The organism is Cupriavidus sp. FW305-46 (assembly GCF_058787075.1).
Window position 1 is genome coordinate 17,794 of the sequence record NZ_JBYSZI010000010.1, and the last position, 26,302, is coordinate 44,095.

19 protein-coding genes and 2 pseudogenes are annotated in these 26,302 nt (G+C 65.1%); 9 read left to right on the plus strand and 12 right to left on the minus strand.

The genetic code is table 11. From position 1 onward, the window contains the following. Positions 1–200 precede the first annotated feature (200 nt). From AC3WON_RS06975 to AC3WON_RS06985, 3 genes are all read right to left on the minus strand, one after another. Positions 201–3,263 (minus strand): autotransporter family protein, encoded by a 3,063-nt coding sequence (locus tag AC3WON_RS06975; protein WP_492351481.1) that lies wholly within the window; start codon positions 3,261–3,263, stop codon positions 201–203. Between the two features lie 219 nt (positions 3,264–3,482). After that, the gene (locus AC3WON_RS06980) at positions 3,483–4,067 is read right to left on the minus strand and encodes a hypothetical protein (protein WP_492318061.1); all 585 of its coding nucleotides are present in this window, start codon (positions 4,065–4,067) and stop codon (positions 3,483–3,485) included. A 283-nt stretch (positions 4,068–4,350) separates the two neighbouring features. Continuing rightward, positions 4,351–5,745: a hypothetical protein gene (locus AC3WON_RS06985; protein WP_492351482.1), complete on the minus strand. Its 1,395-nt coding sequence runs from the start codon at positions 5,743–5,745 to the stop codon at positions 4,351–4,353. A gap of 367 nt (positions 5,746–6,112) precedes the next feature. On the opposite strand from AC3WON_RS06985, the pseudogene AC3WON_RS06990 reads away from it, so the two are divergent. Then, positions 6,113–6,294: pseudogene (locus AC3WON_RS06990) on the plus strand (2,4-dienoyl-CoA reductase); the annotation flags it as partial. Between the two features lie 28 nt (positions 6,295–6,322). Here the strand turns inward: AC3WON_RS06990 and AC3WON_RS06995 are convergent. Then, a pseudogene (locus tag AC3WON_RS06995) lies at positions 6,323–6,460 on the minus strand (GNAT family N-acetyltransferase); the annotation flags it as partial. 271 nt (positions 6,461–6,731) lie between these two features. Here AC3WON_RS06995 and AC3WON_RS07000 point away from each other — a divergent pair. The 4 genes from AC3WON_RS07000 (at position 6,732) to AC3WON_RS07015 (ending at position 10,856) form a co-directional block, all read left to right on the plus strand. Beyond that, positions 6,732–7,715: a 2-keto-3-deoxygluconate permease gene (locus AC3WON_RS07000; protein WP_010812613.1), complete on the plus strand. Its 984-nt coding sequence runs from the start codon at positions 6,732–6,734 to the stop codon at positions 7,713–7,715. Next, positions 7,712–8,959, plus strand: a complete 1,248-nt coding sequence (gene dtnK, locus AC3WON_RS07005) for a D-threonate kinase (protein WP_492351483.1) — start codon at positions 7,712–7,714, stop codon at positions 8,957–8,959. Before AC3WON_RS07000 ends, dtnK begins: the two co-directional genes overlap by 4 nt. A 36-nt stretch (positions 8,960–8,995) precedes the next feature. Further along, positions 8,996–9,997 carry a 4-hydroxythreonine-4-phosphate dehydrogenase PdxA gene (gene pdxA / locus AC3WON_RS07010; RefSeq protein ID WP_492351484.1) on the plus strand — a complete coding sequence of 334 codons (1,002 nt, stop codon included), beginning with the start codon at positions 8,996–8,998 and terminating at the stop codon, positions 9,995–9,997. A 79-nt stretch (positions 9,998–10,076) separates the two neighbouring features. Beyond that, positions 10,077–10,856 carry a DeoR/GlpR family DNA-binding transcription regulator gene (locus tag AC3WON_RS07015; RefSeq protein ID WP_492351485.1) on the plus strand — a complete coding sequence of 260 codons (780 nt, stop codon included), beginning with the start codon at positions 10,077–10,079 and terminating at the stop codon, positions 10,854–10,856. 53 nt (positions 10,857–10,909) lie between these two features. Here AC3WON_RS07015 and AC3WON_RS07020 read toward each other — a convergent pair whose 3' ends face one another. The 4 genes from AC3WON_RS07020 to AC3WON_RS07035 all read right to left on the minus strand — a co-directional run bounded on the left by AC3WON_RS07020 (position 10,910) and on the right by AC3WON_RS07035 (position 16,624). Further along, positions 10,910–12,466, minus strand: coding sequence for a UxaA family hydrolase (locus tag AC3WON_RS07020; RefSeq protein WP_492351486.1), 1,557 nt, complete (start codon positions 12,464–12,466; stop codon positions 10,910–10,912). Further along, positions 12,463–14,067, minus strand: a complete 1,605-nt coding sequence (locus AC3WON_RS07025) for an aldehyde dehydrogenase (NADP(+)) (protein ID WP_492351487.1) — start codon at positions 14,065–14,067, stop codon at positions 12,463–12,465. Before AC3WON_RS07025 ends, AC3WON_RS07020 begins: the two co-directional genes overlap by 4 nt. Before the next feature lie 35 nt (positions 14,068–14,102). Then, positions 14,103–15,293, minus strand: a complete 1,191-nt coding sequence (locus AC3WON_RS07030) for an MFS transporter (protein WP_492351488.1) — start codon at positions 15,291–15,293, stop codon at positions 14,103–14,105. 131 nt (positions 15,294–15,424) lie between these two features. Beyond that, on the minus strand, positions 15,425–16,624 hold the full coding sequence (locus AC3WON_RS07035; RefSeq protein WP_492351489.1) for a fumarylacetoacetate hydrolase family protein: 1,200 nt from the start codon (positions 16,622–16,624) through the stop codon (positions 15,425–15,427). 150 nt (positions 16,625–16,774) lie between these two features. On the opposite strand from AC3WON_RS07035, the gene AC3WON_RS07040 reads away from it, so the two are divergent. Further along, positions 16,775–17,713, plus strand: coding sequence for a LysR substrate-binding domain-containing protein (locus AC3WON_RS07040; protein WP_010812605.1), 939 nt, complete (start codon positions 16,775–16,777; stop codon positions 17,711–17,713). A 220-nt stretch (positions 17,714–17,933) separates the two neighbouring features. On the opposite strand, the gene AC3WON_RS07045 is transcribed toward AC3WON_RS07040, so the two are convergent. The 4 genes from AC3WON_RS07045 to AC3WON_RS07060 all read right to left on the minus strand — a co-directional run bounded on the left by AC3WON_RS07045 (position 17,934) and on the right by AC3WON_RS07060 (position 22,763). Then, entirely contained in the window at positions 17,934–19,064 is a 1,131-nt protein-coding gene (locus AC3WON_RS07045; RefSeq protein WP_492351490.1) for a helix-turn-helix transcriptional regulator, read from the minus strand. Positions 19,065–19,256: 192 nt separating this feature from the next. Next, positions 19,257–20,033, minus strand: a complete 777-nt coding sequence (locus AC3WON_RS07050; RefSeq protein ID WP_492351491.1) for a helix-turn-helix transcriptional regulator — start codon at positions 20,031–20,033, stop codon at positions 19,257–19,259. A 451-nt stretch (positions 20,034–20,484) separates the two neighbouring features. Then, positions 20,485–21,798 (minus strand): hypothetical protein, encoded by a 1,314-nt coding sequence (locus tag AC3WON_RS07055; protein ID WP_492351492.1) that lies wholly within the window; start codon positions 21,796–21,798, stop codon positions 20,485–20,487. After that, positions 21,798–22,763, minus strand: a complete 966-nt coding sequence (locus AC3WON_RS07060) for a LysR family transcriptional regulator (protein ID WP_492351493.1) — start codon at positions 22,761–22,763, stop codon at positions 21,798–21,800. The genes AC3WON_RS07055 and AC3WON_RS07060 overlap by 1 nt, the downstream gene beginning before the upstream one ends. A gap of 106 nt (positions 22,764–22,869) precedes the next feature. Here AC3WON_RS07060 and AC3WON_RS07065 point away from each other — a divergent pair, with 106 nt between their 5' ends. From AC3WON_RS07065 to AC3WON_RS07075, 3 genes are all read left to right on the plus strand, one after another. Next, complete coding sequence (locus tag AC3WON_RS07065) at positions 22,870–23,850, plus strand: amidohydrolase family protein (RefSeq protein WP_492351494.1); 981 nt, start codon at positions 22,870–22,872, stop codon at positions 23,848–23,850. A 31-nt stretch (positions 23,851–23,881) separates the two neighbouring features. Next, a complete protein-coding gene (locus AC3WON_RS07070) occupies positions 23,882–24,850 on the plus strand; it encodes a Bug family tripartite tricarboxylate transporter substrate binding protein (RefSeq protein WP_492351495.1) in 969 nt (322 codons plus the stop codon). Between the two features lie 314 nt (positions 24,851–25,164). Further along, a complete protein-coding gene (locus tag AC3WON_RS07075; RefSeq protein WP_492351496.1) occupies positions 25,165–26,301 on the plus strand; it encodes a zinc-binding dehydrogenase in 1,137 nt (378 codons plus the stop codon). The last annotated feature ends 1 nt before the right edge of the window (position 26,302 follow it).

Sequence of the window (26,302 nt, forward strand, 5' to 3'; positions counted from 1 at the left end):
GGCCCGCCCAGGCATGCGTAAGACAGTCTAGCAAGCACATTTTCTGCCGCCAAGGCAGGGCGCGGCGCCGGCAGGAGGCGATGGTTGGCAACCACACACATTCGCAGTTTCGCGGGTCGGCCGAAAGGCGGAGAATTTCGAGGATGCGCGGCTGCGCTTCCGGCAGATGCAATATGCCCGAGCGTGGCATCCGGGATTGGTTACCAACTATATTTGACGCCCAGTCGGCCGATAAAGGCGTGATAGGACTGCGAGCCCCATTGCCAGCCGAGGTTGCTCCACCCCGTCCAGCCCTTGCGACCTTGCACGTCCAGGCCCAGCTTGACCTCATACCGATTGCTCGGGTAGAGGTCGCTCATGGTGATGCCGTTTAGCGCGATGTTGTTGTCAACCGAATCGTGCCACCAGTTCAACGTGATGTACGGCTGATAACGGTGACCCTTACCGTCGATCCACGTACGGTGCATGCGCACACCCAGCCGCGTAATGACGCCGTCCGAATCGGCACCGCCCACTTGCGTCCCGTTGGGCTCGGAGAATGTCCCCTGATATGAGCGAACGTAGATGACCTGCGCCTGCGGCTCAATCACCCAATCATGCGTAAAGCCCGGCAGCCATGCGTATCCGGTCTCCGCGGAAAGGGCTAACATCCTGGAGTTGTAACTGGCGGATGGCAGCAGCTCGCCGTTCACGTGATTGCTGAACCAGCCAAACTGGGCCCACAGGTCCGTGTACCAGCCGAGTCGCGACTTATCATTCTGAAACCAGGTGCCGTAGATTCCGACGTTCACGCCCTGCACATCGCTGTCGGCCGCGAAAGGGTTGCCCTTGGCGCGTCCGGTGCTCGAGCCCCAGTTGTAGCCGATCATGCCACCGAGGTGCGCGCGGTCGTCGCCGCGGAAGACCGACCACTGCGCAACGTCGCCGCCGAGCTGGAGCATCCACGCCGTGCTTTGGACGTCGAAGGTGCCATTGCTTGTGCGCGAGCCAATATCCTTGCCGACCAGGCGCACCCACCCCGAACCACGCTTTGCGTCGTCGTTCTCGAATGTCTGCTGTTCGGCCCACTGCGGCTCGCCCAGGCGATCATGCAGGCTGTGGACGAGGAAACCGGCGGCGAGGCGCTGGTTAGCCAGATAGGCGCCGATCTCAGGGCGGAATAACGGGACAACGATATCAGGGTTCGGCGGCACGGGCGGGGGAGGCGGCTCCGGTTGCTGCTCACTGCGCAGATACCAGGCATTCGGGTTCGTGCCGTCGGCGCCGCCTCGGAAGAGCCGGTACTCGTAGACGCCTGCAACAGCGCGGCCGCTTTGCGTGAAGGAAGAAGTCCCGGTTGTGCCACCGTTCAAGACATCCACCACCAAAATCCCGTTCTGCGTCGTCAACGCACCTGGGCCACCAGCGTTGGTCACGCGAATCCCGGACGTGCCGGAGGCCGTGCCGCCGTTGATGATTAGCTTGTCCGACGCAGAGCCGTCCGTTCCAAGGAAGGTATTGATACCGAGCACGCCGCCATTGCCGGCGTAGTTCTGGGTGGTCAGGGTCTTGAAGGCGCCCGCCGCCGGCGCGGTGAACGCAACCGTCCCTGCATTGGAGACTTGCCGGGTCACCGTCGAGTTACCCGTCACGGACCATGTACTGGTCGGATCCACGTTCACGTTGGTAACGTTGAGCGCTGCGCCATTCCAATGTGAGGCTGCTTGCAGTGTGATATTCGCCGTTGCCGTGGCGTCGGCGAACGCGTCGCCGGTCAGCACACTCTGATTGCGAGCGACCACGTCAGCGACAGTCGCCTGTGGTGCGAGTGCACTGCCAATTGCCGTAAGCAAGCTGCCGCCACTGATCGTCGTGTTATCAGCCACGATGCTCGTGGGTCCTCCGGACGCGTAGATGCCTACCGCATCCGGAGCCTTCACGCTTCCACCGGTCACCATAACGCTGTTGGTCAAGGTGTTCGAAAAGTTCTGGGAAAAAATGCCGATTGTCGCGGAGCCGCTCGTCGTAACGTTACTGTTGGTCAGTGCGATGGCAGGCCCGACACCGCCGGTCACGTTTGCGCCGGTGATCAGATAGAGCCCGCCCCCACCCCCAGACACGTTTACGGTGGACCCTGTTGCGTTTACCGCACCGTTCTGATCAGCCGCTAGTCCGTAGCTGGCCGCACCTGTGCCGTTCACCATGCTGTTGGTGAGGTTGATTGTGTTGAGGCCAGAGATTGCGCGCGCGCCGGCATAGACGCCGAAGCCATTCGCGGCGTTCATGTTGATTGTCGTGTTGATCGCATCGATCCTGCTCGTGGAGAGAAGGGACGACTGGGATCCTGGCGTCGCCCTCAGCCCCGCAGGGGCGCTGGTGTTCACCGTGTTCAGGGCAGGCGTGGTAATGCCCGCAGCATTGACGAGTTGCGAAGCCGCTGACGACGTCACCGCGAAGGTGGAGGTGCCGGCGCGGTTGATCGTGATCGTTGCGTTCGAAAGGTCTACCCGCGAACTGGTGCCAGCGTTGCCAGCTCCCCCAGCCCGGGGATCGCCGGAGAAGGCAACGACCCCTGTCCCCGCGTTCGCGCCGTCCACGACAAGACCACGGAACGTCGCCGTCGATCCGCCAAATGCCGCCACGCCAACGCTGCCGTTGATATAGGACTGGCCCGTTCCGGTGAGGTGAATCGTCAGTCCGTCGCCAATGGCCGCGTCAGCTTGCGGTGCCGCCTCAAGGACTATCCCCGTATTTCCCTGTCCATTGAGCGTCAACGTGGTTCCGGCAGGAAGCGAAAACGTTCCGCCGTTCTTCGCATAGACACCAACGCTTTGTGCGCCGTTGCTTATGATGGTGTTGTTCCCCTGCATGCTCAACGTGCTGCCCGTGCCGGCGGTGCCAAGCAGGATTGCGCCCAGCCGCGAGGTCGTGATCGCGGTATCGGTCAGCGAAACCCGCCCTCCGTCCTGGGCGACGGCACCGTAGCCCCCACCCGTTCCGGTTCCGGAATTATTGATAGTTAGCCCGCTTGCCGTGACGCTTGCAGCGCCCCCAAGGGCGACGACGGCCGTACCGAACGTCGATGTTGAAACGGTTACCCCTGGCAGTGCCAGGACCGCAGCAGGAGTCGTGGTCGAATTGACGAATAATCCATGGTCGCTAGTTGTCTGGATCTCGATCGGCCCCGCCGGAAAGCCCGCTGCGTTCGGGTCTAAGGTCAGTGTCCCGGCTGTCACGAGGGTGCCAGAACCAGCGCCAGATATCGTCACCTGCGTGTTCCCCACGATGGTCTGGTCGCCAGTGGATCCATTGTTGCTTACAGTTGCGGTGATCGTACCCGGGCCAACGGTTTGTGCCCACGTTGTCGCTTCACTCAAGGCAGTAAGCACACACACGAAAAGGCTGCGTGCCGCGCGTGGGCTCCGGCTACGCTGCATAGGAGTCCTCGATGGCGATTGCGGGGTGCCAGAGCAGGGGAATGAAGGGATGGATGTAGACCCAGCTCATTGGCTCGTGACTGGAATGGGCAGAGCCACATCCGGGCGCGCCAGCGACTTGGCGAACGCAGATTCCGCGTTGAGATAATCGTGTATCACTTTGCGCAAGATCTCGGCGGTGTCGCCGAGTAATGCAGCATTCCCGTCTTTGTTGACGTAGTGAACAGTCGCGAATCCACGCTGAGTGTCGTACAGCGCGACGATCAGGTGCCCAGAGTTCTCCGGGTCGGTCATCCGCCCCAGTATATATGGGCGATCATCGATCCGCAGCGGTAGCATTGCTGAAGCTGTCGTCGGTGGTGGCACGTCACCATGCGTCTGTCCGTTAGGGAGCTTATCTTTGACCCAGTCAGGGACTACTTCATTGCCATGGCGCAGGCTCAGGGAAAGCGCGTGGCGAAACGCTGGAGTTGTCGCGTAGACCTCGTCGAACAGCGGGCACTGAGAGGCTTCGCTGCACTGAATTGCCGTGTATGCGCCCCGGGGTGGGATCTGATTTTTGTCAGCCTGCTCGGCAGCAAGCAAAGGACTGACTAGCAGCAATGCCATGCACAAGGTGCCAATGCTTCCATGTAATGGCTCGAGCAGCATGTCGATGGTACTTGCCGGTTGGGTTAATCGATGTCCGCGGTGTTATTAAACAGTGCACCGCCAAAATCTTCGACTGTGAACCATTAAAACAGAAAGCAGGAGCGAAGCGTATTTAGTATTGTGATAAGCCGCAGTTAGAAGTTTCGACCCGCCACACCCCACCTGTCGCGCACGGCAGGACGTTACATTGAATGTGGTTGTTTTTTTGCTGCCGCGAATCAGGGAAAACTCAATATTGTCGTGGCGCATCCGTCAAGTGCGCTGCTTGACTGGGTTTGCCGGTTCACGACATATCCTCGATGGGATCTCGTTGCGAGCGAATCTCCTCGGGGCTCAGGACGATATAGCCCAGCGCCTTCAGCAACTGCACCGCCTCCAGCTCTGCGTCCAGATACACCGGCCGTTCCGGGCGGCGCGGGCGCGGCGCGGGGGGCAGCCACGCGGCGCTGGCTTGCACGGCGGGCGCTGCCTGGCCGTCAGACCATCGCGCGGTCAGGATGCGGCAATGCTCCAGGTTCGGCTTCCAGGCAACGTCCACGGCGGCATTGAACCTGGCGGTGCAAAGCCGCAAGCGCTTCAGCGCCTTCAGCCAGTTGATGAAGGCATCGCGCTCCGGCGGCTGGTAGCCCTTCAGCAAGGTAGCCAGGCTGTCCTGCGCAGTGGCGCTGTCGGCCGCCTGGTCGTCTTCGAGCAGGGCAAGCTCAAGCGCCACGTGCTGGCGGCCGTCCTGGTCATAGATTGCGCAGTCGGCGTCCAGCACGCCTTCGCGCAGCAGCTCGCACAGCAGTACCCAGGCCCTTGGATTCTTGTCGAACCGGCCTTCGAGGGTCGGGTCGATCTGGCTGAGGATCTCCGGGATGGTGCGCGCCTCGCCTGACTGGATGGCCAGGGCGAATGCCATCGCGTTGTCGGACGGCCTGGCACCGCTTGCCAGCATCTGCAATGACGTTTCCCAGAGTTCGCGGATTTCTGCCGCGGTATCCACGGCATGCATCCATGCATAGTCCTCCAGCGCCGCGCACAGCCTGCGCGCGGGCCTGGCCAGCTGGCCTGCCAGCGTCCTGATAAAACCCGTGCAATTTGCGCAGCGGCATTCCAGGCGGCCCGCATGCAGGAAGCCGGCGTACAGCCGTTCCTGGTGTCCGCAGTGTGTGCATTCGAGTGAAAAGCCGCCTTGCCGTGCCGGCCGCTGCGAGGCCAGCAGCCCGTCGACCTGATAGTGCGCCAGTCCGTCGCAGCACGGGCAGATCCATTGCAGCTTGTGTGCGCCGTCCCGAGGCCGCGCGGCCCGGTCGAACTGGCGCTCGATGGCGCTGCGCGGAATCCCCTGCGCGCGCCCGACCACGTCTGCGCTGTAGCGCCAATAGCAGTATGAGTGGGCGGCAGCGGCCACCTCCGGAGAGAGGCGCTGCAGATCCGGCAGCAGGCGGGGGCTGCGCCGGATCTCGTCGGCCATCGCATCGATCAGCGCTGGCCCGTCCGACATCACCGCCTCAAGGGCGGCGCGGCTCTGTTCCAGGAAATCGGGCACGAAGACCCGTCGGATGTAGTCCTCGTTCTCGAGCCAGAACAAGTGGCCGGGGAGGGCTTCCAGTACATCAACCCCTTCCCTGACTTCCGACATGCCGGCGCAGGCGAGAAACGTGAACGGCTTACTGAACAGGAAGGCGTCTGTCATGTTGTCGTCAACGGAGAATCTCGCCCACGAGCTGGCAATATGCCTCGTGTGCGATGGTTCACCACCCCGTGACTCGGCCAAGCAAGCGCACGGAAAGCGCAATCCTGATGGCGCTTTCCGTTCCGGGGACTTCCCCCTTCTTGTTTTCAGATCCGTCGGACCTGTGCGGATTTTGCATCTGCCGCATTGGACAGCATAGGCGAACCTGACGGCTCGTTACAGAGGAATTCCTTTACTTGACGTCCTCGTCCTACGGCCAGGGAGACCCGCCGGGGCGCTGTTGCCATCCTGATTCAATTGCTTTAGGGCCCGCCTGGCCTTGTCCTCGCAATCTTCACCCTCCCTGTTGCCGTTGATCTCGTCGATCAGTGCGCCCGCGCTGCGGTCTTTCACCTGGAAGAACAAGATGCCGGGCTTCCTGGCCAATGGCCGTCGTCAAGTTCCAGCTCAAACGGCTCAGCGAGGGACGTGTCACGGATCCACGCATCTCGCCCCTCACGGCGCTAGTGTTGCAGCACCTCGTGCCAGACGCGGCGCTATCGCGGATAGACGACGCAGAGGGGCGGTGCTCGTTAGTGTGTGACAACAGTTGCCGTCCGACACCGGAACCTCGCAAAGAGTCATCCACATTGAACCAGCACAGACAGGCGATGCCCGTTTCATCATCTCTGTCGATTGCGAGTGAGGCGGGTGACCGGCCATCTTCGACGTAGAGCCTGCTCGTCGCCCGGCGAGCCCGTGGGTGATCGTGCCCATGCAGTGAGATGTCCGCCCGGCATGTCGCAGGACACAAGGGAGTGACCTGCGGTGCCTTTCTGAACCCGCTACCTGCCAGTATTCTGTCTCGGTGTGATCCTTTCGATCAAATAAATGATTGAACTAGTCAAATTCAGTCAGCTGCACTACACTCTGATGACATTTGATCGATTCGATCAAATGTTTGCTCGAAACATACAAGGCCGCATCCTCAGCGGCAGGAGACAACCATGCAGATTTCCATCAAACGCGCCATCGAGCGCGTGCCCGGCGGCATGATGATCGTGCCGCTGCTGATCGGTTCGCTCGTTGCCACGTTCGCGCCGGATGGGCCGAAGTTTTTTGGATCGTTTACCGGCGCGCTTTTTACCGGTGCCCTGCCCATCCTCGCGGTGTTCTATGTCTGCATGGGCGCAAGCATCAACATCAAAGCCACGCCTTACATTCTCAAGAAGGGCGGCGTGTTGTTCGGCACCAAGGTCGGCACGGCAATGGTGTTGGGCGTGATCATGGGGCACTTCCTGGGCGAGGCGCCGATCAGTGCCGGAATGTTTGCCGGCTTGTCGACGCTTGCCGTGGTGGCCGCGATGAACGACACCAACGGCGGCCTGTACATGGCGCTGATGGGCCAGTACGGCAAGCCTGAAGACGTGGGCGCCTACAGCATCATGTCGCTCGAGTCCGGCCCGTTCCTGACGATGGTGACGCTGGGCGTGGCGGGCTTGTCCGCGTTCCCATGGCCGACGATGGTCGGCAGCATCCTTCCGCTCATGCTCGGCATGTTGCTGGGCAACCTGGATCGGGAGATGCGCGATTTCCTGGGTAAGGCCGTGCCGGTCATGATCCCCTTTTTCGCGCTGGCGCTGGGCGCTGGCCTGGACCTGCACAAGGTCTGGCAGGCGGGCATGCTGGGTCTCGGCCTTGGTGTTGCCGTGGTGGCCGTCACCGGCTGCGCGCTGTACTTCGCTGACCGCCTTACCGGCGGCACGGGTGTGGCAGGTGTCGCGGCCGCCAGCACCGCCGGCAATGCCGCCGCCGTGCCGACGCTGGTAGCGGCGGCTAATCCGGTCTACGCGGAATCGGCCAAGAGCGCCACGATCCTGGTGGCCGCCTGCGTGGTGGTCACCGCCGTACTGACGCCATTGGTGACCGCCTGGATCGCCCGCCGCGTGGCGGGCAAGGAGGCCGAGGCGTTGGTGAGGACCGCCGCATGAGCTGGCTTATCATCGCCGACGACCTGTCAGGCGCTGCCGACTGCGCGATCGGCTACGCCATGTCTGGCGCCCGGACCGTCGTAACGCTGGAGGCGGCGCCTGCGGGCGTGGACCTGTCGCAGGCCGACGTAGTGGCTTGCGACGTCGACAGCCGCCGCATGGCGCCCCAGGAGGCGGCGGCGCGCAATCTCGAAGCCTGGCATCGCGGCCAGGGCGCCAGCCGGCGGCTGTACAAGAAGATCGATTCCACGTTGCGAGGCAACTGGGCTGCCGAAACCGCGGCGCTGGCGCCGCTGGCCGGCCTTGCCATCGTCGCGCCGGCCTTTCCGGCCACTGGCCGCACCACGGCCGGCGGCTGCATGTTCGTGAACGGCCAGCCGCTGGAAGACTCCGACATCTGGCGCCTGGAAGCGCTTACCGGACGTGCCGACCTTGTCGCGCTGCTGGCCGCGCAGGGGCTGCGGGCGACCCTGTTGCCGCTGGACGCGGTGCGCGCGGGTGACGCGGCCCTGCGGCCAGCCATCGCCGGACTGGCGCGCGAAGGTGTGCAGGCCGTAGTCTGCGATGCGCAGACGGAGCAAGACCTGGCGGCGCTCGCCGCGGCCACGGCGCAGCTCGACGTCCCCGCATTCTGGGTCGGCTCGGGCGGCCTGGCTCGTGCGCTGGCTGCACCATGCCTGTTCGAGGGCGGTGCGCCGCAGCCGCTGCCTGCCCCTGAGGGCGGCCCGGTCTTGACGCTGGTCGGCAGCCTCTCGGGCATCTCCGGGCGACAGGCCGCTTGCCTGCGCGAACGCACCGGGATGCAGTCGCTGGTGGTTCCGCCGCGGATCTTGCGTGAAGGCGCGGGCCACGCTGACTGGGACGCCGCGCAGCAATCGATCACCGAATGCCTGCGGGCAGGCAGCGACCTGCTGGTCAGCATTGGTCGCGACGACGCGTTCGACCCGGGCGAAGGGCCGCGCCTGAGCGCCGCGCTGGCGCAATTGTCCCTGCCCGGCTTCCGGCATACGCGCGGCCTGATCGCCACCGGCGGCGAGACGGCTCGGGCCATGCTCTCGGCGGCCGGCATCGGCGCCCTGACACTGCGGCGCGAAGTCGAGCCCGGTGTGCCGTTGTCCGACACGCCTGCGCTGCCTGGCGTGCCCGCGCGCCGCGTTGCTACCAAGGCCGGTGCATTCGGCTCCGAGGCCGCCCTGTGGCTTGCGTGGCAGGCTATGACTGAATCCCGCGCGCCGTCAGCCTGACGGCGCGCCGCGCCACACTCGACAAGAGACACATCAATGAGCGACTACCTCCCCGTCATCGGTATCACCATGGGCGATGCCACGGGCATCGGCCCCGAAGTCATCGTCAAGAGCCTCGCGCATGACAGCGTTCGTGCGCAATGCCGCCCGCTCGTCATCGGCGACGCGCGCCGGTTGGAGCTGGCCGGCCGGCTCGTCGGCTCTCCGCTCAAGGTGCGCGCCATCCAGGCCCCGGAGGAAGCGCGCTTCCAGTCCGGCACCATCGACTGCATCGACTTGGGCCTGATCCCGGAAGACCTGCCCTTCGGCAAGCTGTCCGCCGTCGCGGGCGATGCCGCCTTCCGCTACATCGAGCGCGCGGTGGCGCTGACCCGCGATGAGAAGATCGATGCGATCTGCACAGCGCCGCTGAACAAGGAAGCCCTGCACGCGGGTGGTCACAAGTTCCCCGGCCACACCGAGATGCTGGCGCACCTGACCGGCACCCCGGAGGTGTCGATGATGCTGGTGGCGCCGAAGCTGCGCGTGATCCACGTCACCACGCATATCGGCCTGCTCGACGCCATCCGCAAGATCGAGCCGGGCCTGGTCCAGCGCACGATCGAGCGTGGCCATCAGACGCTGCAGCGCGCTGGCATCGCATCGCCGCGCATCGGCGTGTGCGGCATCAATCCGCACGCCGGCGAGAACGGCCTGTTCGGCCACGGCGAGGAGGAGGAAAAGATCATCCCGGCGGTCGAGGCCTTGCGCGCGCGCGGCTGGGACGTGGAAGGTCCACTGCCCGCCGACACGCTGTTCTATCGCGCCGGCCGCGGTGATTTCGATCTGGTGGTGGCGATGTACCACGACCAGGGCCACGGGCCGGTCAAGGTGCTCGGCCTGGAGGCCGGCGTCAACATCACGGTGGGCCTGCCGGTCATCCGCACGTCGGTTGATCACGGCACCGCCTTCGACATCGCCGGCAAGGGGATCGCCGACGAACGCAGCCTGCTGGAGGCGCTGCGCCAGGGCGCTGAGCTGGCCACGCGCCGCGCCTGAGCCATCGGCGCACGCCGGGGCTGCCGGCTCCTGTAAGATCGGGGATCGTTGAGGATCCCCCATTTTCATTTCGCCTGCCATGAAAGCCGCCGACCGCCGCCGCGCCATTCTCGAACTCGTGCTCTCGGGCGAGGTCGCCAATGTCGAGCAGTTGACCGGCAGCCTCGGGGTTTCCGTGGCCACGGTGCGCCGCGATCTGACCGCGCTGGCTCGCGAGGGTCGCATTGTGCGGACCTATGGCGGCGCCGCCGCGCTGATGCAGGTGGGCGGCCACGAGCCAGAGGCTTCGCTTGAGGAGCGCAAGTCGCTGCAGCGTGAGCAGAAGGAAGCCATTGCCCGACTGGCGGCGAGCTTCGTGCAGGACGGCGACGCCGTGCTGCTCGATAGCGGCACCACGGCCGCTGCGCTGGCTCGGCAGCTGGGCGCACGCGAGGACCTCCATGTCTACACCACCAACCTGCTGGCCGTCACTGCGCTTACCGGCCTGCCCGGCATCCGCGTGACGCTGATCGGCGGCGACGTGCGCCCCTCCAGCATGGGCACCTTCGGTCCGCTGGCCCAGGTAACGCTGTCGCGCATCAGCGTGGACAAGGCGTTCCTTGGCGCGGACGGCGTGGTCGCAGGCGTGGGGCTGTGCGAAGCCAGCGCGGAGCAGGCCTACCTGAAGGAGTGCATCGTCCGCCAGGCGGCCGATATCTTTGTGCTGGCCGACGCTACGAAGCTGGGCCGGGCACAGCAGCAGCACTGGACGCCGCTCGACCGCGCATGGACGTTGATTACCGATGCGGCGGCCACGGCCGAGCAGTTGGAACCGTTCCGGGCATTAAAGCAGGTACGTGTGGCGGTCGCCCCCGACTGATTCCCCGCGCGCAGCTGCTGCTGAGAAGCGCTAATTCTGCGAGCGACGCCCCGTCAGGTGATCGCTCCAATCTGCCAGGGAACGAACTCGTTCTGGCCGTAACCGTGCAGTTCGCTCTTTGAGCGCTGTCCCGAAGCCGTCGCCAGCATCAGGCGGAAGATTTCTTCCCCAAGCTCGTCGATCGTCTGCGAGCCATCGATCACGGTGCCGCAGTTGATGTCGATATCCTCCTGCTGGCGCTGCCACAAGGCAGTATTGGTGCCGAGCTTCAGGGACGGGGACGGTGCACAGCCATAGGCGGAGCCGCGCCCGGTGGTAAAGCAGATCAGGTTGGCGCCGCCGGCCACCTGCCCGGTCGCCGAGACCGGATCGTAGCCAGGGGTGTCCATGAAGACCAGGCCAGCCGCCTCCACCGGCTCTGCGTAGCGGTATACGTCGACCAGGTTGGTGGTGCCGCCCTTTGCCACGGCACCGAGCGATTTCTCCAGGATGGTGGTGAGCCCGCCCGCCTTGTTGCCGGCGGACGGGTTGTTGTCCAGGCTGGCGTTCATGCGCGTGCAGTAGGCTTCCCACCAGCGGATCCGGTCGAGCAGCTTGTGCCCGACTTCCGGCGAGACGGCACGGCGCGTCAGCAAATGCTCGGCGCCATAAATCTCCGGCGTCTCCGACAGGATGGCGGTACCCCCGTGCGCCACCAGCCGGTCGACGGCTGCGCCAAGCGCGGGATTGGCGCTGATGCCGGAATAGCCGTCGGAGCCGCCGCATTGCAGTCCGACCACCAGGTGGCTGGCATCGACGGGCTCGCGTCGCACCCGGTTGGCGTCGGGCAGCATCGCCTTGATCTGCTCGATGCCTGCCGCCACCGTACGGGCCGTGCCGCCGGTGGCCTGGATGGTCATGGTTTTCAGCGCGGCGCCGCGCGCTAGTCCCTCGCTGTCGAGCAGGCCGTCGATCTGGTTGGTTTCGCAGCCCAGCCCGACGATCAGCACGGCTGCAAAGTTGGGGTGGCGCGCATAGCCCGACAACGTGAGCCGCAGCAGCGCCAGGCCTTCGCCTTCGCCATCCACCGCGCAGCCTTGCCCGTGCGTCAGGGCCACTACGCCATCCACGTTCGGGTAGTCTGCCAGCGCATGCGGATTGAGCTCGCGCCGGAAATGCTCGGCGATGGCGCGTGCCGCGGTGGCTGAGCAATTGACGGACGTAAGGATGCCGATGTAGTTGCGCGAGCCGACCCGCCCATCGGCGCGAACGATGCCCATGAATTGCGCGCGCTGCGCCGCGACCGGGGCAGCGCGCTTACCGGTGCCAAACGCGTAGTCGCGCTCGAACTCGCCGATGGCCAGGTTGTGGGTGTGGACGTGCTCGCCAGGCGCGACCGGGCGAGTGGTGAAGCCGATGACCTGTCCGTAGCGGCGCACTGGCGCGCCAGCCTCGAGTGCGCGCACTGCCAGCTTGTGCCCTGCGGGCACCAGGCCGCATACCACCAGGCCGGCGCCGAGGCGCGCGCCTGCCACCAGTTGCGCACGCGCGATGACGACATCGTCATCCGGATGCAGCCGTATGACGGGTTCGGCGGCGGTTGCTGCTTCCTGTTCCAGGACGACGCTCATGCTGCGGCCTCCAGATCGTGCGCGCCTTGCAGCGCGGCGCGTGTCGGCACGCCGTCGACCAGGTGCGGCAGCTGCCACGGGTTACGGTCGCGCAAGGCCGGTGGGAGCACGGAATCGGGATAGTTCTGGTAGCACACCGGGCGCAGGAAGCGCTCGATGGCAGCGCTGCCGACGGAGGTGCCGCGCGCATCGGTGGTGGCCGGATAGGGGCCGCCATGGACGATGGCGTCGCTGACTTCCACGCCGGTCGGGTAACCGTTGAAGACCAAACGGCCGACCTTGCTTTCCAATAGCTCGATCAGCGCGGCGTGGTGATGGAGGTCACCGTCGTCGGCCATCAGCGTGGCCGTAAGCTGGCCGCGCATCCGTTCGGCAAAGGCCAGGAAGTCATCTTCGGAATCCAGCGCGACGATCACCGTCGACGGGCCGAATACCTCCTCCTCCAGCGGACGATTTTCCGCAAACAGCACGCTGCGATCTGCCTTCAGCAGATGTCCGCCAATGCGGCCGTCAGCTTGCTTTGACACCAGGACTTCCACGCCGGGGACTTCGCGCAAGCCGGCCAGCCCGCGCTGGAAATTCTCCCGGATGCCGGCGCCCAGCATGGGCTGCGGTTCGGCCAGCGCCAGTGCCGTGCCAAGTTCGGCGACGAACGCATCGAATGCCGGTGAGCGGATGCCAAGCACCACCCCCGGGTTGGTGCAGAGCTGGCCGCAGCCGAAGGTGACCGAGGCCGCCAGTTCGCGCGCAATCTGCGCGCCGCGCGCGGACAGTGCCAAGGGCATCAGGAACACCGGGTTCACGCTCGACATCTCCGCAAACACCGGAATCGGATCCGGCCTCGAGTGCGCCAGATCGAACAAAGCCCGGCCCGCAGCCAGTGATCCGGTAAAGCCTACTGCCTTGATGTGCGGCGCCCGTACCAGTGCCGCCCCGGCGGCTGCGGTGCCGAACACCATGTTGAAGACGCCCGCCTGCGCACCGCAGCGCGCGATCGCGCGTTCGATCGCATTGGCAACGTATTCAGACGTGACCATGTGGCCCGGATGCGCCTTCACCACCACCGGGCAGCCCGCTGCCAGCGCCGAAGCCGTGTCGCCGCCGGCCACCGAGAATGCGAGCGGGAAATTGCCTGCGCCGAAGACCGCCACCGGACCCACGCCGACGCGGTACTGCCGCAGGTCGGGTCGCGGCAGCGGCTGGCGCGCAGGCTGCGCGCGGTCGATGCGGACATCGAGGAAGTCGCCGCGCCGTACCGTGGCCGCGAACATGCGCAGCTGATTGCTGGTGCGCTTGCGCTCGCCTTCCAGCCGCGCCGGCGGCAGGGCGGTCTCGCGGCTGGCCGCCGCGATGAACGCCTGGTCCAGCGCGTCGATTTCATCGGCGATGGTCTCCAGCAGAGCGACGCGTTCGGCCGGGCTGGTGGCGTGCAATGCCGGGAAGGCCTGGTGCGCAGCCAGCGCGGCTGCTGCAACTTCGGCTTCGGTGGCTTCGTGGAAGCTCACTGGGTACCGTTCGCCTGTCACGGCGTCGCTGCTGTACAGCAGGGTGCCGGCAGCACGGCGTTCACCGCCGATGTAGTGAAGTCCGAGGATGGTCATGTCAGGTGTTTGGATGCAGGGAATACGGGACGCCGTCAGGCCGCCTCGGAGGAGCCAAGCCGCAACGTCGAAGCGCGGCGGGCGCGTGCGCCAACGCTCATCAGCAGCAGCACGCCGACTACGCCTGCGATGGCCAGGGCCAGCATGCCCGCTTGCTGGCTATGGAATGCGGATTCAACCGCGGTCTTCAGCGTCGGCGCGATAAAGCCACCGAGATTGCCCAGCGCACCGATCAGGGCGATGCCGCTGGCCGCCATGGCGAGCATGGCCATGGCGAACTCCCGTTGCTTGCCCTTGGCATCCGCGATGCCGGTGATCAGGCGCAGGGAAACCAGCGCGCACAGCCACGGGATCGCGGTGAGCAGGCCGACCTTGGCGCCAATCGCCGTGCCGGTCAGCTCGGAAATACGCGTCGGCAGGTAGAAGATGACGCCGTAGACGCTGACCTGGATGGCGAAGTAGATGGCGACGAAACGCAGCACTTGCCAGTTGCCGAGCTCGCTCAGCGCGGTTGCCGGGCCATGCGCGGTCTTCTGGTTGTCTTCCGCGGCGATCGCGGCCTCGAGCGCAGTCTTCTCGTCGGCGTCCAGCCACTTGGCATCGCGCGGCTTGCTGACTAGGTAGAAGAAGGCGATCACGCCCACCACCGACGCCGCCAGGCCTTCGATGATGAACATCCATTGCCAGTTGCGCAGGCCCATCTGGCCACCCATCACATCGAGCAGCAGCCCCGAGACCGGCCCGCCCAGCACCAGTGCCACCGGCAAGCCGAAGTAGTAGACGCCGAGCGCCTTGCCGCGCTGGCTGGCAGGGAACCAGTAGGTCGAGTACAGGATCACGCCCGGCGAGAAGCCCGCCTCGGCGACGCCAAGGATAAAGCGCAGCACGTAGAACGAGGTCTCGTCATGCGCGAACATCATGGCGGCCGACGCCAGCCCCCAGGTGACCATGATGCGGCTGAGCCAGACCCTGGCGCCGACCCGGTGCAGGATCAGGTTGCTGGGGATTTCGAAGACGGCATAGCCGATGAAGAAGATGCCGGCGCCAAGCGCATAGGCCGCGTTGCCGATATTGGAATCGACCATCAGGGCTTGCTTGACGAAGCCGACGTTGGAGCGGTCGAGCATCGACAGCGCGAACATCAGTGCAAGGAAAGGCGCGAGGCGCAGGCGGGCCTTGCCTACCGCGCTTGCGAGCGGATCTCGGTTGGCGGCTTGAGTCTGCATGGGTTGTCTCCGGTACGAAGCCGCGTGGCGCGGCCTCATGTCATGGATTGCGGCATCCCCGTCTTTTGCTTGCGCGAGGGTAGCTGCGGTGTTCAGGGCGGGGTCCGTGGCGCCCGTTCAGAAATCGCCGTTCAGAAAGTGGTGTGGCCACGTGCGGCCAGGTTGGCCATCAGGGCGCGTACGCCGAACGTCCACGGAGCGATACGGTCGCTGCGGCCCACGCGGTTGACCAGGCTGCCGAGCTGGCGGCTGGAGATGGTGACAAGATCGCCATCCTTGTGGGTGAAGCCGCCGCCCGCGGTGTCGCGGTCTTCCACCGGCGCGAACAGCGTACCGAGGAACAGCATGGCGCCATCGGGATACTGGTGGGTCGCCCCCATTACCTGCTCGGCCAACTCCAGCGGGTCGCGCGTGATCTGGTCCATCGAGCTGGTGCCGGACAACACGAAGCCGTCCGGGCCATCGACGCGCAGATCCACCGTCGCCCGCCGCACGTCGTCGAGCGAGAAGCTCTGGTCGAACAGGCGCAGGAACGGGCCGATCGCGCAGGAGCCGTTATTGTCCTTGGCCTTGCCCAGCAGCAGCGCACTGCGGCCCTCGAAGTCGCGCAGGTTGACGTCATTGCCCAGCGTGGCGCCGAGCACATCACCGCGGCTGTTGATGGCCAGCACGATCTCGGGTTCCGGATTGTTCCATGCCGAGCCGGGATGCAGGCCGATTTCCGTACCGGTGCCAAGCGCCGCAAGCAGCGGTGCCTTGGTGAAGATCTCGGCGTCCGGGCCGATGCCCACCTCAAGGTATTGCGACCACATGCCATGCTCGATCAGCAAGGCCTTGAGTTCGCCCGCCTCGCGGGAACCCGGCCGGATTCGGGACAGGCGTTCGCCCACCAGCGCCTGGATCCGGTTGCGGACCTCGGCGGCGCCTTGCGGGTCGCCCTTGGTCTGCTCTTCGATGACACGCTCGACCAGGCTGCCGGCAAAGGTCACGCCTGCCGCCTTGATCACCTGCAGGTCGCATGGCGCCAGCAGGCGGGCCACGCTGTCGCTGCCGTGCGGATCGGCCGTGTTGGCCAGCAGGTCGTCGAGCTTGCCGATCCAGCGGCCGGGCGCATTGTGCACGACCGTCACCGGGTCGCCCTGTTCGAGCAGGGTGCTCATGGTCGGAGCGACATCCGATATGTCGAATACCCCATCCGGCCGCAGGACCACGACAGCCGGGCTGGCCGGAGCGCCGTCACTGGCCGGGATCCATGCGCGGCCGACCAGCGTCCCCGCCAGCCCGTCGGCAGGAAGCGTTTGCGTTGCGCTGAGCGTGAGCGGCAATGCCATCGATTGTCTCCACCTGATGTTGTTGTCATGAGCGCCGCGACCATCGCGGCGTCGGGTGGAACTCTACGTGGCAGTCCGATAAACATCCAATCGATTATTGGGTAGAATCGATTCCGTTTAGTTATTGATCCAGCCGGGTTTACCCCCTTCATGGCCAGACAAACTGCTTCCGCCCCTTCCGCCGTGCTCGCCAAGCTGCGCTTCCGGCACCTGCAGCTGTTGGATGTGCTGGGACGCAGCCGCAACCTGCGCATCGCGGCCGAGCAATTGCATATCACCCAGCCGGCTGCCACGAAGATACTGAGCGATATTGAAGACACCCTGCAGGCCAGGCTGTTCGATCGCTTGCCAAGGGATATGCGCCCGACGGAATTGGGCGAGTTCGCGCTGCGCTACGCGTCGACGGCGCTGGCCGAGCTCGGCAAGTTTGTGAGCGAGCTGGAAGCGCTACGGGCCGGCGGGCACGGCCACCTCACCGTTGGCGCGATTTCCGCGTCGGCCGCGCAGGTGGTGACCACGGCGATCCGCGAGATCCTGCAGCAGCGTCCGCGGCTGGTCGTCAAGCTGATCGAGCAGAGCAGTGACCAGCTCGCCGTCTGGCTGGAAGACCGGAAGCTGGACATCATGGTCGGGCGTCTGACCGAGCCACGGCACCAGGCGATCTTCGATTTCGAGGCACTGTCGCCAGAGCCGGTATGGGTCGTCTGCCGGCCGGGACATCCCCTGCTGGACAGGCCCAGGCTGGAAATTGCCGACATCGGCGCATGGCCGTGGATCCTTTACCCGCAGCTCACCGCCATCCGGCAACTGTTCGATGAAACCATTGCGGCGGCAGGCATCCAGGGCCTGGTCGGCATGGTGGAAACACCGTCAATCTTTTCCACCCTGGAACTGCTGCAGGCGACGGATATGCTTTCGCTGCAGCCGCGCGCCGTGGTCGAGCGCTTCGTCGCGGAAGGCATGCTGGCGCACGTGCCGGTGCCGATCCGGCGCGCCATGTCGAGCTACGGCATTGTCACCCGCAAGAATGAGCTGCCGTCGGAGGCCATGCTGCAGTTCATGGCGGCGCTACGGGCGGCGGCGCGGTGAGACGGCACGGCGATCGGAGATAGCAGGCGGGTCCGATGCGCTGGCCGATTCGCCGTCCCCGGCAGATGATCTGTTCGGCAGGTCCATAGGTCATGAATCCAGATGCAACGGCGCAGATCGTGGGCTCTGCAACACGATGCCTGAGCTCGGTGTAGACGTGAATATTGCGCCCTGCGTATTCGACATATCCGTGGCCCTCGAAAGCGGCAACGGACCGTCATCAGCCAGGGCCCATGCACGCACCAAGTTCGCTCAGCAGGTGAGCGAGGCTGGCCTGGCTGCCGGTCTCGGTCTTGTTGAAGATCGCCTTGAGCTGGCTGCGGGCAGTCTCGTGGCGGATGCCGAGCCGCGCGCAGGCTTCGGGCAGCCCGATGCCCGCGGTGAGCACGGTCGCCAGTCGAACCTCGGATGCGGTGAGGCCATACAGTTCGCGTAGCACGCCCGCCAGCAGGGGCGGAGCAGCGCCGACCTCGCGGACTGCAACCAGGGCGGCGGGGCGCTGCCATCGGCTGGCCAGGCGATGGGCCGGCGGCAGCGGCAGCACGATGACGCTTGCGCTGTGCCCGCTGTCGTCGCGGGCATGCGCGGCCTGGGCCGGCATGGCCCCTTCAGGGCTGCAGGCCGCAGCCAGCATATCCCGGAACGGCCGGCTTAGGCACCAGTCGTCATGGCACGCCCGGCCTCCGGGGTCACCCTGCTGGCCCGGTAACAGCCGCCTCACCCAGAGTTCGCCACGGGCATTGCTGAGCAGCACCTTGCAGTCGGGCGCGACGACGATCAGGCCAAAGGGGAGTCGCTCCAGCACTTGCGCAGACAGCTCACCTAGCATGGTGACGTCCAGCGTTCGCTCGCGCAGGCTCAGTGCCTGTCGCAGGTGCGGGATGGCCCAGCCTAGCCGGCGCGCGTCGTCGGCGTGGAAGGGTTGTTGTCCGAGCGGCTTTTGCAGCGAGAAATAGATTTCGCGGTGCGGCTTGCGCTCGACCAGGCAGCCCATGACGGAACTCAGATTGAACCCGTGCATGAACTCGCGGTAGTAGGGCAGCCGGCTCATATTCTCCAGACCCAGGTCGCGCGAATCGATATACCAGTCTCCCACCGCCATTTGGCGCGTGTATGTCCGCGACGGATCCTCGGCCTGGTAGTGGTCGTTGTAAGCGTCGACCAGTTCCTGGTTCAGGGCATGGATCTCGCTGACCCGCAACCGCTGGCTGAGCGCGTCGAACTCCACCAGCGAGGCGTGCATGCTTTCACTGGCATCGCGCAGCAGGGCCAGGCTGGACTGCCAGGCGGTTTCGTCAAGGATGCCCTCGTACAGACCTCGTATGGTCTGATGCATCACTTCTTCTTTCATCGCGCTCCCCCCTGGGCGCCTGCGCCGCGCACCTGCCGGGGGTTTGCCCCGCGCGGCCTGATTGCCCGCCTTGCTCTGTATGGCTTTTCCCCCATTCGGGGGGATACAAGGACAATACGAGATCCGCCACGCCCGTACTTGCGGTTTCTTGCGAATAATTCTGGGGAGCAGGCTTGTGCGTCGGCTGTCAGGTCAGGCTTGCCTGGCCTGCACATGCGCATTGCGGCGGAAATCGCTTGGCGATGCCCCGCTGAACTTGCGGAAGGCAGCGAAGAATTGTGTGTAGGAATCGAACCCGCTTGCCGCCGCCACATCGGACAGGGACATATCGGGGTGGCGCCGTATCAGTTTGCGCGCATACTCGACGCGGCATATCAGCACGTATTGCCAAAGGCTGACCTGGCGCGTCTTGCGGAACATCCGGCACAGGTGGAAGGGGCTGATATGGACCGCGGCGGCGATCGCGTCGATGGTGAGCGGCTGAGACAGGTGGGCGAGGATGAAATCGTCCAGCCGCGCCAGCGTGTGCCTGGACAAAAGGCCCCGTTGCCCTGCCAGAGCGCTTGCGTCCTGCCTCCCGCCGCCATAGAGGAGGCCCACGCGCAGGCTGATGGCCAGCAGCAAGGATTGGTCGAGTAGGCTGCCGCCCACGCTGCCGCCCTGGACATGGGCATCCAGCGCCAGCACCAGTTGCACCAGGCCATTGTCGGCGCCGCCGGCGAAGTCCGAGCGCAGATCGGGCGCGCTGCGTTCGTGCGTCTGTTCATGCGCCAGGACAAGGGCATCGGGTCGCACGGAAAAATAGATGGCATCCAGCGGGGCTGACCAGGCGCTGGAAAGCGCATCGCCTGCGGCGCGAAAATAGACCTGGTTTGGCGCCATCGCCCCGTCCAGGCGCCGCCCGTTGACGTGCCAGCAGATCGCGACGGGATGCCGGCCGATCGGGACGGCCAGGCAGTGCACGGGCATGACCGTGGTGTCCAGGGCGCCGGCGGGCAGCAGGTGGCGCTCCAGTACAAAGCCGTCCCAGTGAGAAGGCGCGCTGCCATAGCGCGGCGTGGTAGGGATCGCTGGCATGGTGCCGCCGGCCGTTGTTGCCAGCAACTGGGTGCGTGGAGGAGTCTGGCTCATGGTTGGCGCGGGTCAACCCGCTCCCAACATCGCGGGCAAGGCGAGATATACGGTATTTTTCATCTTTTTGTACCGTCACCTTTCGCTACCGCCTTGGCGGCAGGTCGTGCGCTATGTGTGGAGCGAGTATATACAGCTTGTGGTCGTTTTAGCGGTTTGGTGGCGTTCCAGCAAACTGCCGCTTCCGACCCTGAGCAGCCTCTCGACTACTGCAGGGGGCGGCTTCGGCAGTCGAGGGGGCCGGGCCATGCAGCAAATTGCCAACAGTCTGGGCGGCCCGGTTTCGAGTTCAACCCCTCCTTTGCCGGATCAACTGCATCAGCTCCTCGCGGTCTGCTTCCAGAATGGACCGGACCGACGTTAAGGGCCGGCGCCTAGCTCGATCCATGAACGCTTCCGGCAGGAAGTAGTCCGACAGCGCGTCCATGCGTTTCGGCCCGAGGCGGTTGCCCAACCACTCGGCCACATCGCTATCGAAGAACGGGAAGTTCTTCTTCGAAGGCCGATGCACGGCGATCGCCCTCAACTTCGTGGTGTTGATGATGTCTGATACGTCGCCGTCGAAGCTGAGCACCTCCGCCACATAGAAGTCCACGTGAGGAGCCTGGTCCGGAGTGACGGAGGTCAAGGCATCCAGGGCGCGAGGAATGTACATGTCCCAAGCGCAATTTCTGATCAGCCCCAGGGGATCGGCATGGTTCTGGATGGAATTGAGCTTCCTGGAAATTCTTGATCGGTTGCTGCGAAGCAGGATGTCACCGCAGACGATCAGCTCCCGTAGCATGATCGTGGACAGTTCTTCGTGCATGTAGTCGACCAACTGCGCCAGCTTGTGCTCCTTGGCCTTCTTGGAACTCAGCTCGATGATCTGGCTCCGAACCAGGATGGCCTCCATCAGATCGAGCTGGTCCTCCAGGCCGGCGAAAAGCCCAGCCTTCAGGTTCCGTTCGAATTCCGCCATCAGGCCGGTGGCAAAATTCTCTGCACTCTCACGGAACTGCGCGCGGAAGCGCCGACCCCATTCCGCAGTCAGCTTGCTGCCGGAGGACGACAGCGCATGGATCGCGGCTACTGACTCTTTGCATCTGGCGACCGTCCCTTCGTTCCAGGACCGGAGCGACTCCCACAAGTAGAGATAGGGGTTGAGCTGTTGCAGCCTTGGTCCGATCTGGTTGATCAGATCAGCCCGGTTCAACGCTTCCGGAGACGGGTTGTCCTGGTAGGCGATCGTGCGAATATAGGTGGCCGCATTGGAGTCTACGAACATGGCCGAGCCGCCGTGAAAGCCCATTGGCCCGGATTGCGAGACAAATGGCGCGTCCATCAGCCATAGCGATTTCCCGCGGAATACAGACGTCGCAACGCCGGACGGACCTAGTGTCTGATCCAGCAGCTTGATGGATCCGGCGTTGCTCTCCTCCGCAAAGATGATCTGCCATTCTTCCAAGGCGGCCGCGTTCTTCTCGAACCGGCGGTGGGCTTCCAGCGCATTGGGAGCCGAACAGATTTCCTGCACCAGTTGCTGGTCGGAGAGTTGTTGGGACGGTGTTGGTTCGGGAGATGCGGACATTGGGGAGGTCGGGAAGAGGTGACTGGCGGTCATCAGAACCGTTCCTTGCACAAGGTCTTCAGCGTGCGCACAAAGGTCGCCATGGTGGGCGAGTCACCCGCACCCTGGCGCCGGTAAAGCGCCACCGGCGGCAGCGGCCACTCCAGGTCGCAGGGCACGCTGGCCACGTGCGCGCGGGTGGAGAGATCGTGCGCCACGTCGGCGGGCACGATGGCCACCATCGACGGGTTGCGCTCGATCATGCGGCCGACGATCTTGAGCGAATGGGTTTCGATGGCCGGCACCGGTGGCTCTTCGCCCACGTGCAGGAACAGGTCCAGCACCGAGGCGCCCAGCGCCGTGCCCGCGGGCGGCAGGACCCAGTCCATGGTGGCGAGCTGGTGCCAGTCCAGCGCGCGCTTGCCCAGATGCCTGGCAGTCTTGAGGTGGCACACCAGCGCGGGGCGCTGGCGGAACAGGATGTCGCAGCGCAGGTCACGCACCTGTGCCGCGCCGCGCGCGCGTGCCACCACGCCTTCGAGCCTGTGCTCGCGAAGCAGCGCCAGCAGGCGGTCGCTGCTGGCTTCCTCCACCGAGAACACGAACGGCCCGACCTGCTCGCGCGTGTGCGAGAGCGTGTCGCACAGCAACTGGCCGGACAGGTAGTGGATCACGCCGATGCTGAGCCGCTCGGTGAAGCCCAGGCGGGCTGCGGCCATGTCGTTGGCCCAGTCCTGCAGGTCGACCAGCAGGCGCGAAGCGCGCGAGATCGCGATGCGCCCCACCGGCGTGGGCGTGACGCCACCGCGTTGCCGCGTGAACAGGGCCGTGCCCATCATGGATTCGACCTCGGCCAGCATCTGCGTCAGGTAGGGCTGGGTCACCCCCCATTCCTGCGCCACGCGGGAGAGCGAGCCGTACTCGTTCAGCGCGACCAGCAGGTTGAGCTGGCGCGCCTTCAGGCGCGAGCGCATGCGGCCCAGCGTTTCAAGGGCCAGGGCGGTGAGTCGGTCGGGCATAAGTATTTACTTATCCTGGTATCAAGATATCTGCCAATACGTTTATGCCAGATCACTACAGTAGTGTCTAGACATCCGTCACTCACACACCACGGGAGCCCCCTAGATGCCTGTCATCGATGTTCACACCCACATCTTCACAAAGCCCTGGCTGGAGCTGCTCAAGCGCAAGGGCGGGCTCTACAACATCCAGCAGCGCCCCGACGGCCAGCACGAGGTATTCCGTGGCGACACGCCCGTGGTCATCCCACAGAAAGGACACTTCGACTACGACCTGCGCATCCAGCACATGGACGCGGCCGGCATCGACATCTCTGTCATGTCGCTGACTTGCCCCAATGTGTTCTGGGGCGACGAGGAAACCAGCTGCGAAGCGGCCCGCGAATCCAACGATTCGCTGGCGCAGGCGCAGGCCGATCACCCGAGCCGGCTGCGCTGGTTCACCTCGCTGCCGTGGGAATACCCGCAGCGCGCGCTCGACGAGCTCAAGCGCACCTGCGACAACGGTGCGAGCGGCGTCATGGTGCTGGCCAACATCGCCGGCCGCAGCCTGACCGACCCGGCCTTCGCGCCCATCTGGGCCGAAATCGACCGCCGCGCGCTGCCGGTGCTGGTGCACCCCACCGACCCGCCGGGCGCCGACCTGATGGACATGACCAAGTTCGACCTGAGCTGGTCCGTGGGCTTCATGTTCGACACCACGCTCGCCATCACGCGCATGATCTTCGAGGGCTTCTTCGACCAATACCCCAACCTCAAGATCATCGCCTCGCATGCGGGTGGTGCGTTGCCCTACCTGGCCGGTCGTTTCGGGAAGGGCCACGAGGTCGAGATCCCCCAGCGGCGCAAGATGCAGCGCACGCCCATCGACTACCTGCGCCACATCCACTACGACTGCATCTCGTACAGCCCGGCTTCGCTGGAGTTCCTGATCTCGGTCGTCGGCGCCGACCGGGTGATGTTCGGCACCGACTGGCCGCACCAGGTTCACGACACGCGCGGGTCCTTCGCCAATACGGAGCGGCTGTCCGCCGCGCAGCGCAACGCCGTGCGTTCGGGCAATGCCATGCGAGTATTCGGTTTCTGATCGACTTCGGCTGACCAAGGAGACTCTCAGCATGATGAAGCGACGCGTTTTCAATCGGGTGGCTGCAACCTTGGCGCTGGCCGCCGCGCTGCCTATGGGCGCCCTTGCCCAGGACAAGCCCCCCCTCAAGCTGCTGGTCGGCTTCGCGCCCGGCGGCTCGGTCGATGTCGTGGCGCGGCTGCTGGCCGAGCGCCTGCGCCTGCCGCTCGGCCAGCAGGTGATCGTCGAGAACAAGCCCGGAGCTGGCGGTCGCCTGGTGCTTGGGGAAGCAAAGCGCGCGCCGGCCGACGGCAACACGCTGGTCATTTCGCCCAGCGGCGCGTTGGTGATCTCGCCATGGCTCTACCACCTCAACTATGACCCGGTGAAGGACTTCACGCCCATCGCGCGCGTGGTGACCTTCGACTTCGCGGTGACGGCGGGTCCGGCGGCGCCGGCCGGCGACATCCGCGCGGTGCTGAACTGGCTCAAGGCCAACCCGGCCCGCGCCAACTACGGTACTTCGGGCGCAGGCACCGTGCCGCACTTTGCGGGCGTGCTGCTGTCGCAGGCCTCAGGCGTGCCGCTCACGCACGTTGCCTACAAGGGCGGCGCGCCGGCAGTGTCCGATCTGCTGGGCGGACAGATTCCCATCATGGTGGACACGATATCGGAGACCATCGAGCATCACCGCGCGGGCCGCCTGCGCATCCTCGCGGTCACGGGTAACGCGCGATCGCCGGCGCTGCCCGACGTGCCAACGCTCAAGGAGTCCGGCATCGACGCCACAGCTGAGGCCTTCGTCGGCCTGTTCGCCCCCGCAGGCCTGCCGGCCGACAAGGTCAAGCGCCTGTCCGACGCGATCGCCGAAGTGCTCAAGGCGACCGATCTCCAGGCGCGCATCCGCGAGATCGGCCTGAATGCAAACTACGCCGGCCCGCAGCAACTCGGCGAGACCCAGGTCGCCGAGCTCAGGCGCTGGGAACGGCCCATCAAGGCATCGGGCTACAAGGCCGAATGATGTTGCCGCCGTGCAGCATGCAGGGGCTGGCCGTGCTCGTGGGCCGGCCGGTCCCGCACAGGCGGGTCAATCGTTTCCTTCAGTCCGAGTCGAGCCGGCGACTGGAACGTAAAGCGCAACAGGGCTGACCGCCAGGTGATTGGCATATCCACCGCTATCAGTGCGATGCATGATGGCCTGTCGGCCGGCGCATGACCTGAATTTCCGGCCCAGTACGGGATTCGCAGGAACTTGCTACATTGCTGACTGCTGGCGAAAACAGCCCCCCGCTGCTGCCGCGCTCACCGCAAACCGACAGACCAAGGAGACATCGAATGCGCACCGCACTTCAACTTCGTTCGCAAATCAAGAGCAGTGGTGAACTCGAGCTGTCGCTAGCCAGCATCGACACGCCGAACCCTGGCCCGGATGAAGTGCTCATCCGCATTGAAGCCTCTCCCCTCAACCCGTCCGATCTCGGACTGCTGTTCGGTGCGGCCGACATGAGCACGGCCAAGGCCAGCGGCACGGCCGAGCACCCCATCGTCACCGCGCGCGTTCCGGAAGGCGCGATGCGCAGCATGGCGGGCCGCCTGGATGCGTCCATGCCGGTTGGCAATGAGGGCGCGGGCGTGGTCGTCGATGCAGGCTCGTCCCCCGCGGCGCAAGCCTTGATGGGCAAGACCGTGGCTGCCATCGGCGGCGCGATGTACTCGCAGTACCGCTGCATTCCCGCGGACCAGTGCCTGGTCCTGCCCGAAGGCGCCACGCCTGCTGACGGCGCGTCGTCATTCGTCAACCCGCTCACCGCACTGGGCATGGTCGAGACCATGCGGCTTGAAGGACATAGCGCCCTGGTGCACACCGCCGCGGCCTCCAACCTGGGCCAGATGCTCAATCAGATCTGTCTCAAGGATGGCATCAAGCTGGTGAACATCGTGCGCAAGCAAGAGCAGGCGGACCTGCTCAAGGCACAAGGTGCGGTCCACGTCTGCAACGCCGCGTCGCCGACGTTCATGCAGGACCTCACCGAGGCACTCGTCGCCACTGGCGCAACGATCGCCTTCGACGCCACGGGCGGCGGCAAGCTCGGCGGCCAGATCCTCACCTGCATGGAAGCGGCCTTGAACAAGACGGCCCGCGAATACAGCCGCTATGGCTCGACCACCCACAAGCAGGTCTATCTCTACGGCGGCCTGGACACAAGCCCGACCGAGTTCAACCGCAACTTCGGCATGGCGTGGGGCATGGGCGGCTGGCTGCTGTTCCCGTTCCTGCAGAAGATCGGGCGCGAGCGGGCCAACGCGCTGAAGCAACGCGTGATGGCGGAGCTGAAGACCACCTTTGCCAGCCACTACTCGAAAGAGATCTCGCTGGCCGAGGTGCTGGACCTGGACGTGATTGCCGTCTACAACAAGCGCGCGACGGGTGAGAAGTACCTGATCAACCCGAACAAGGGCCTGGCCGGATAAA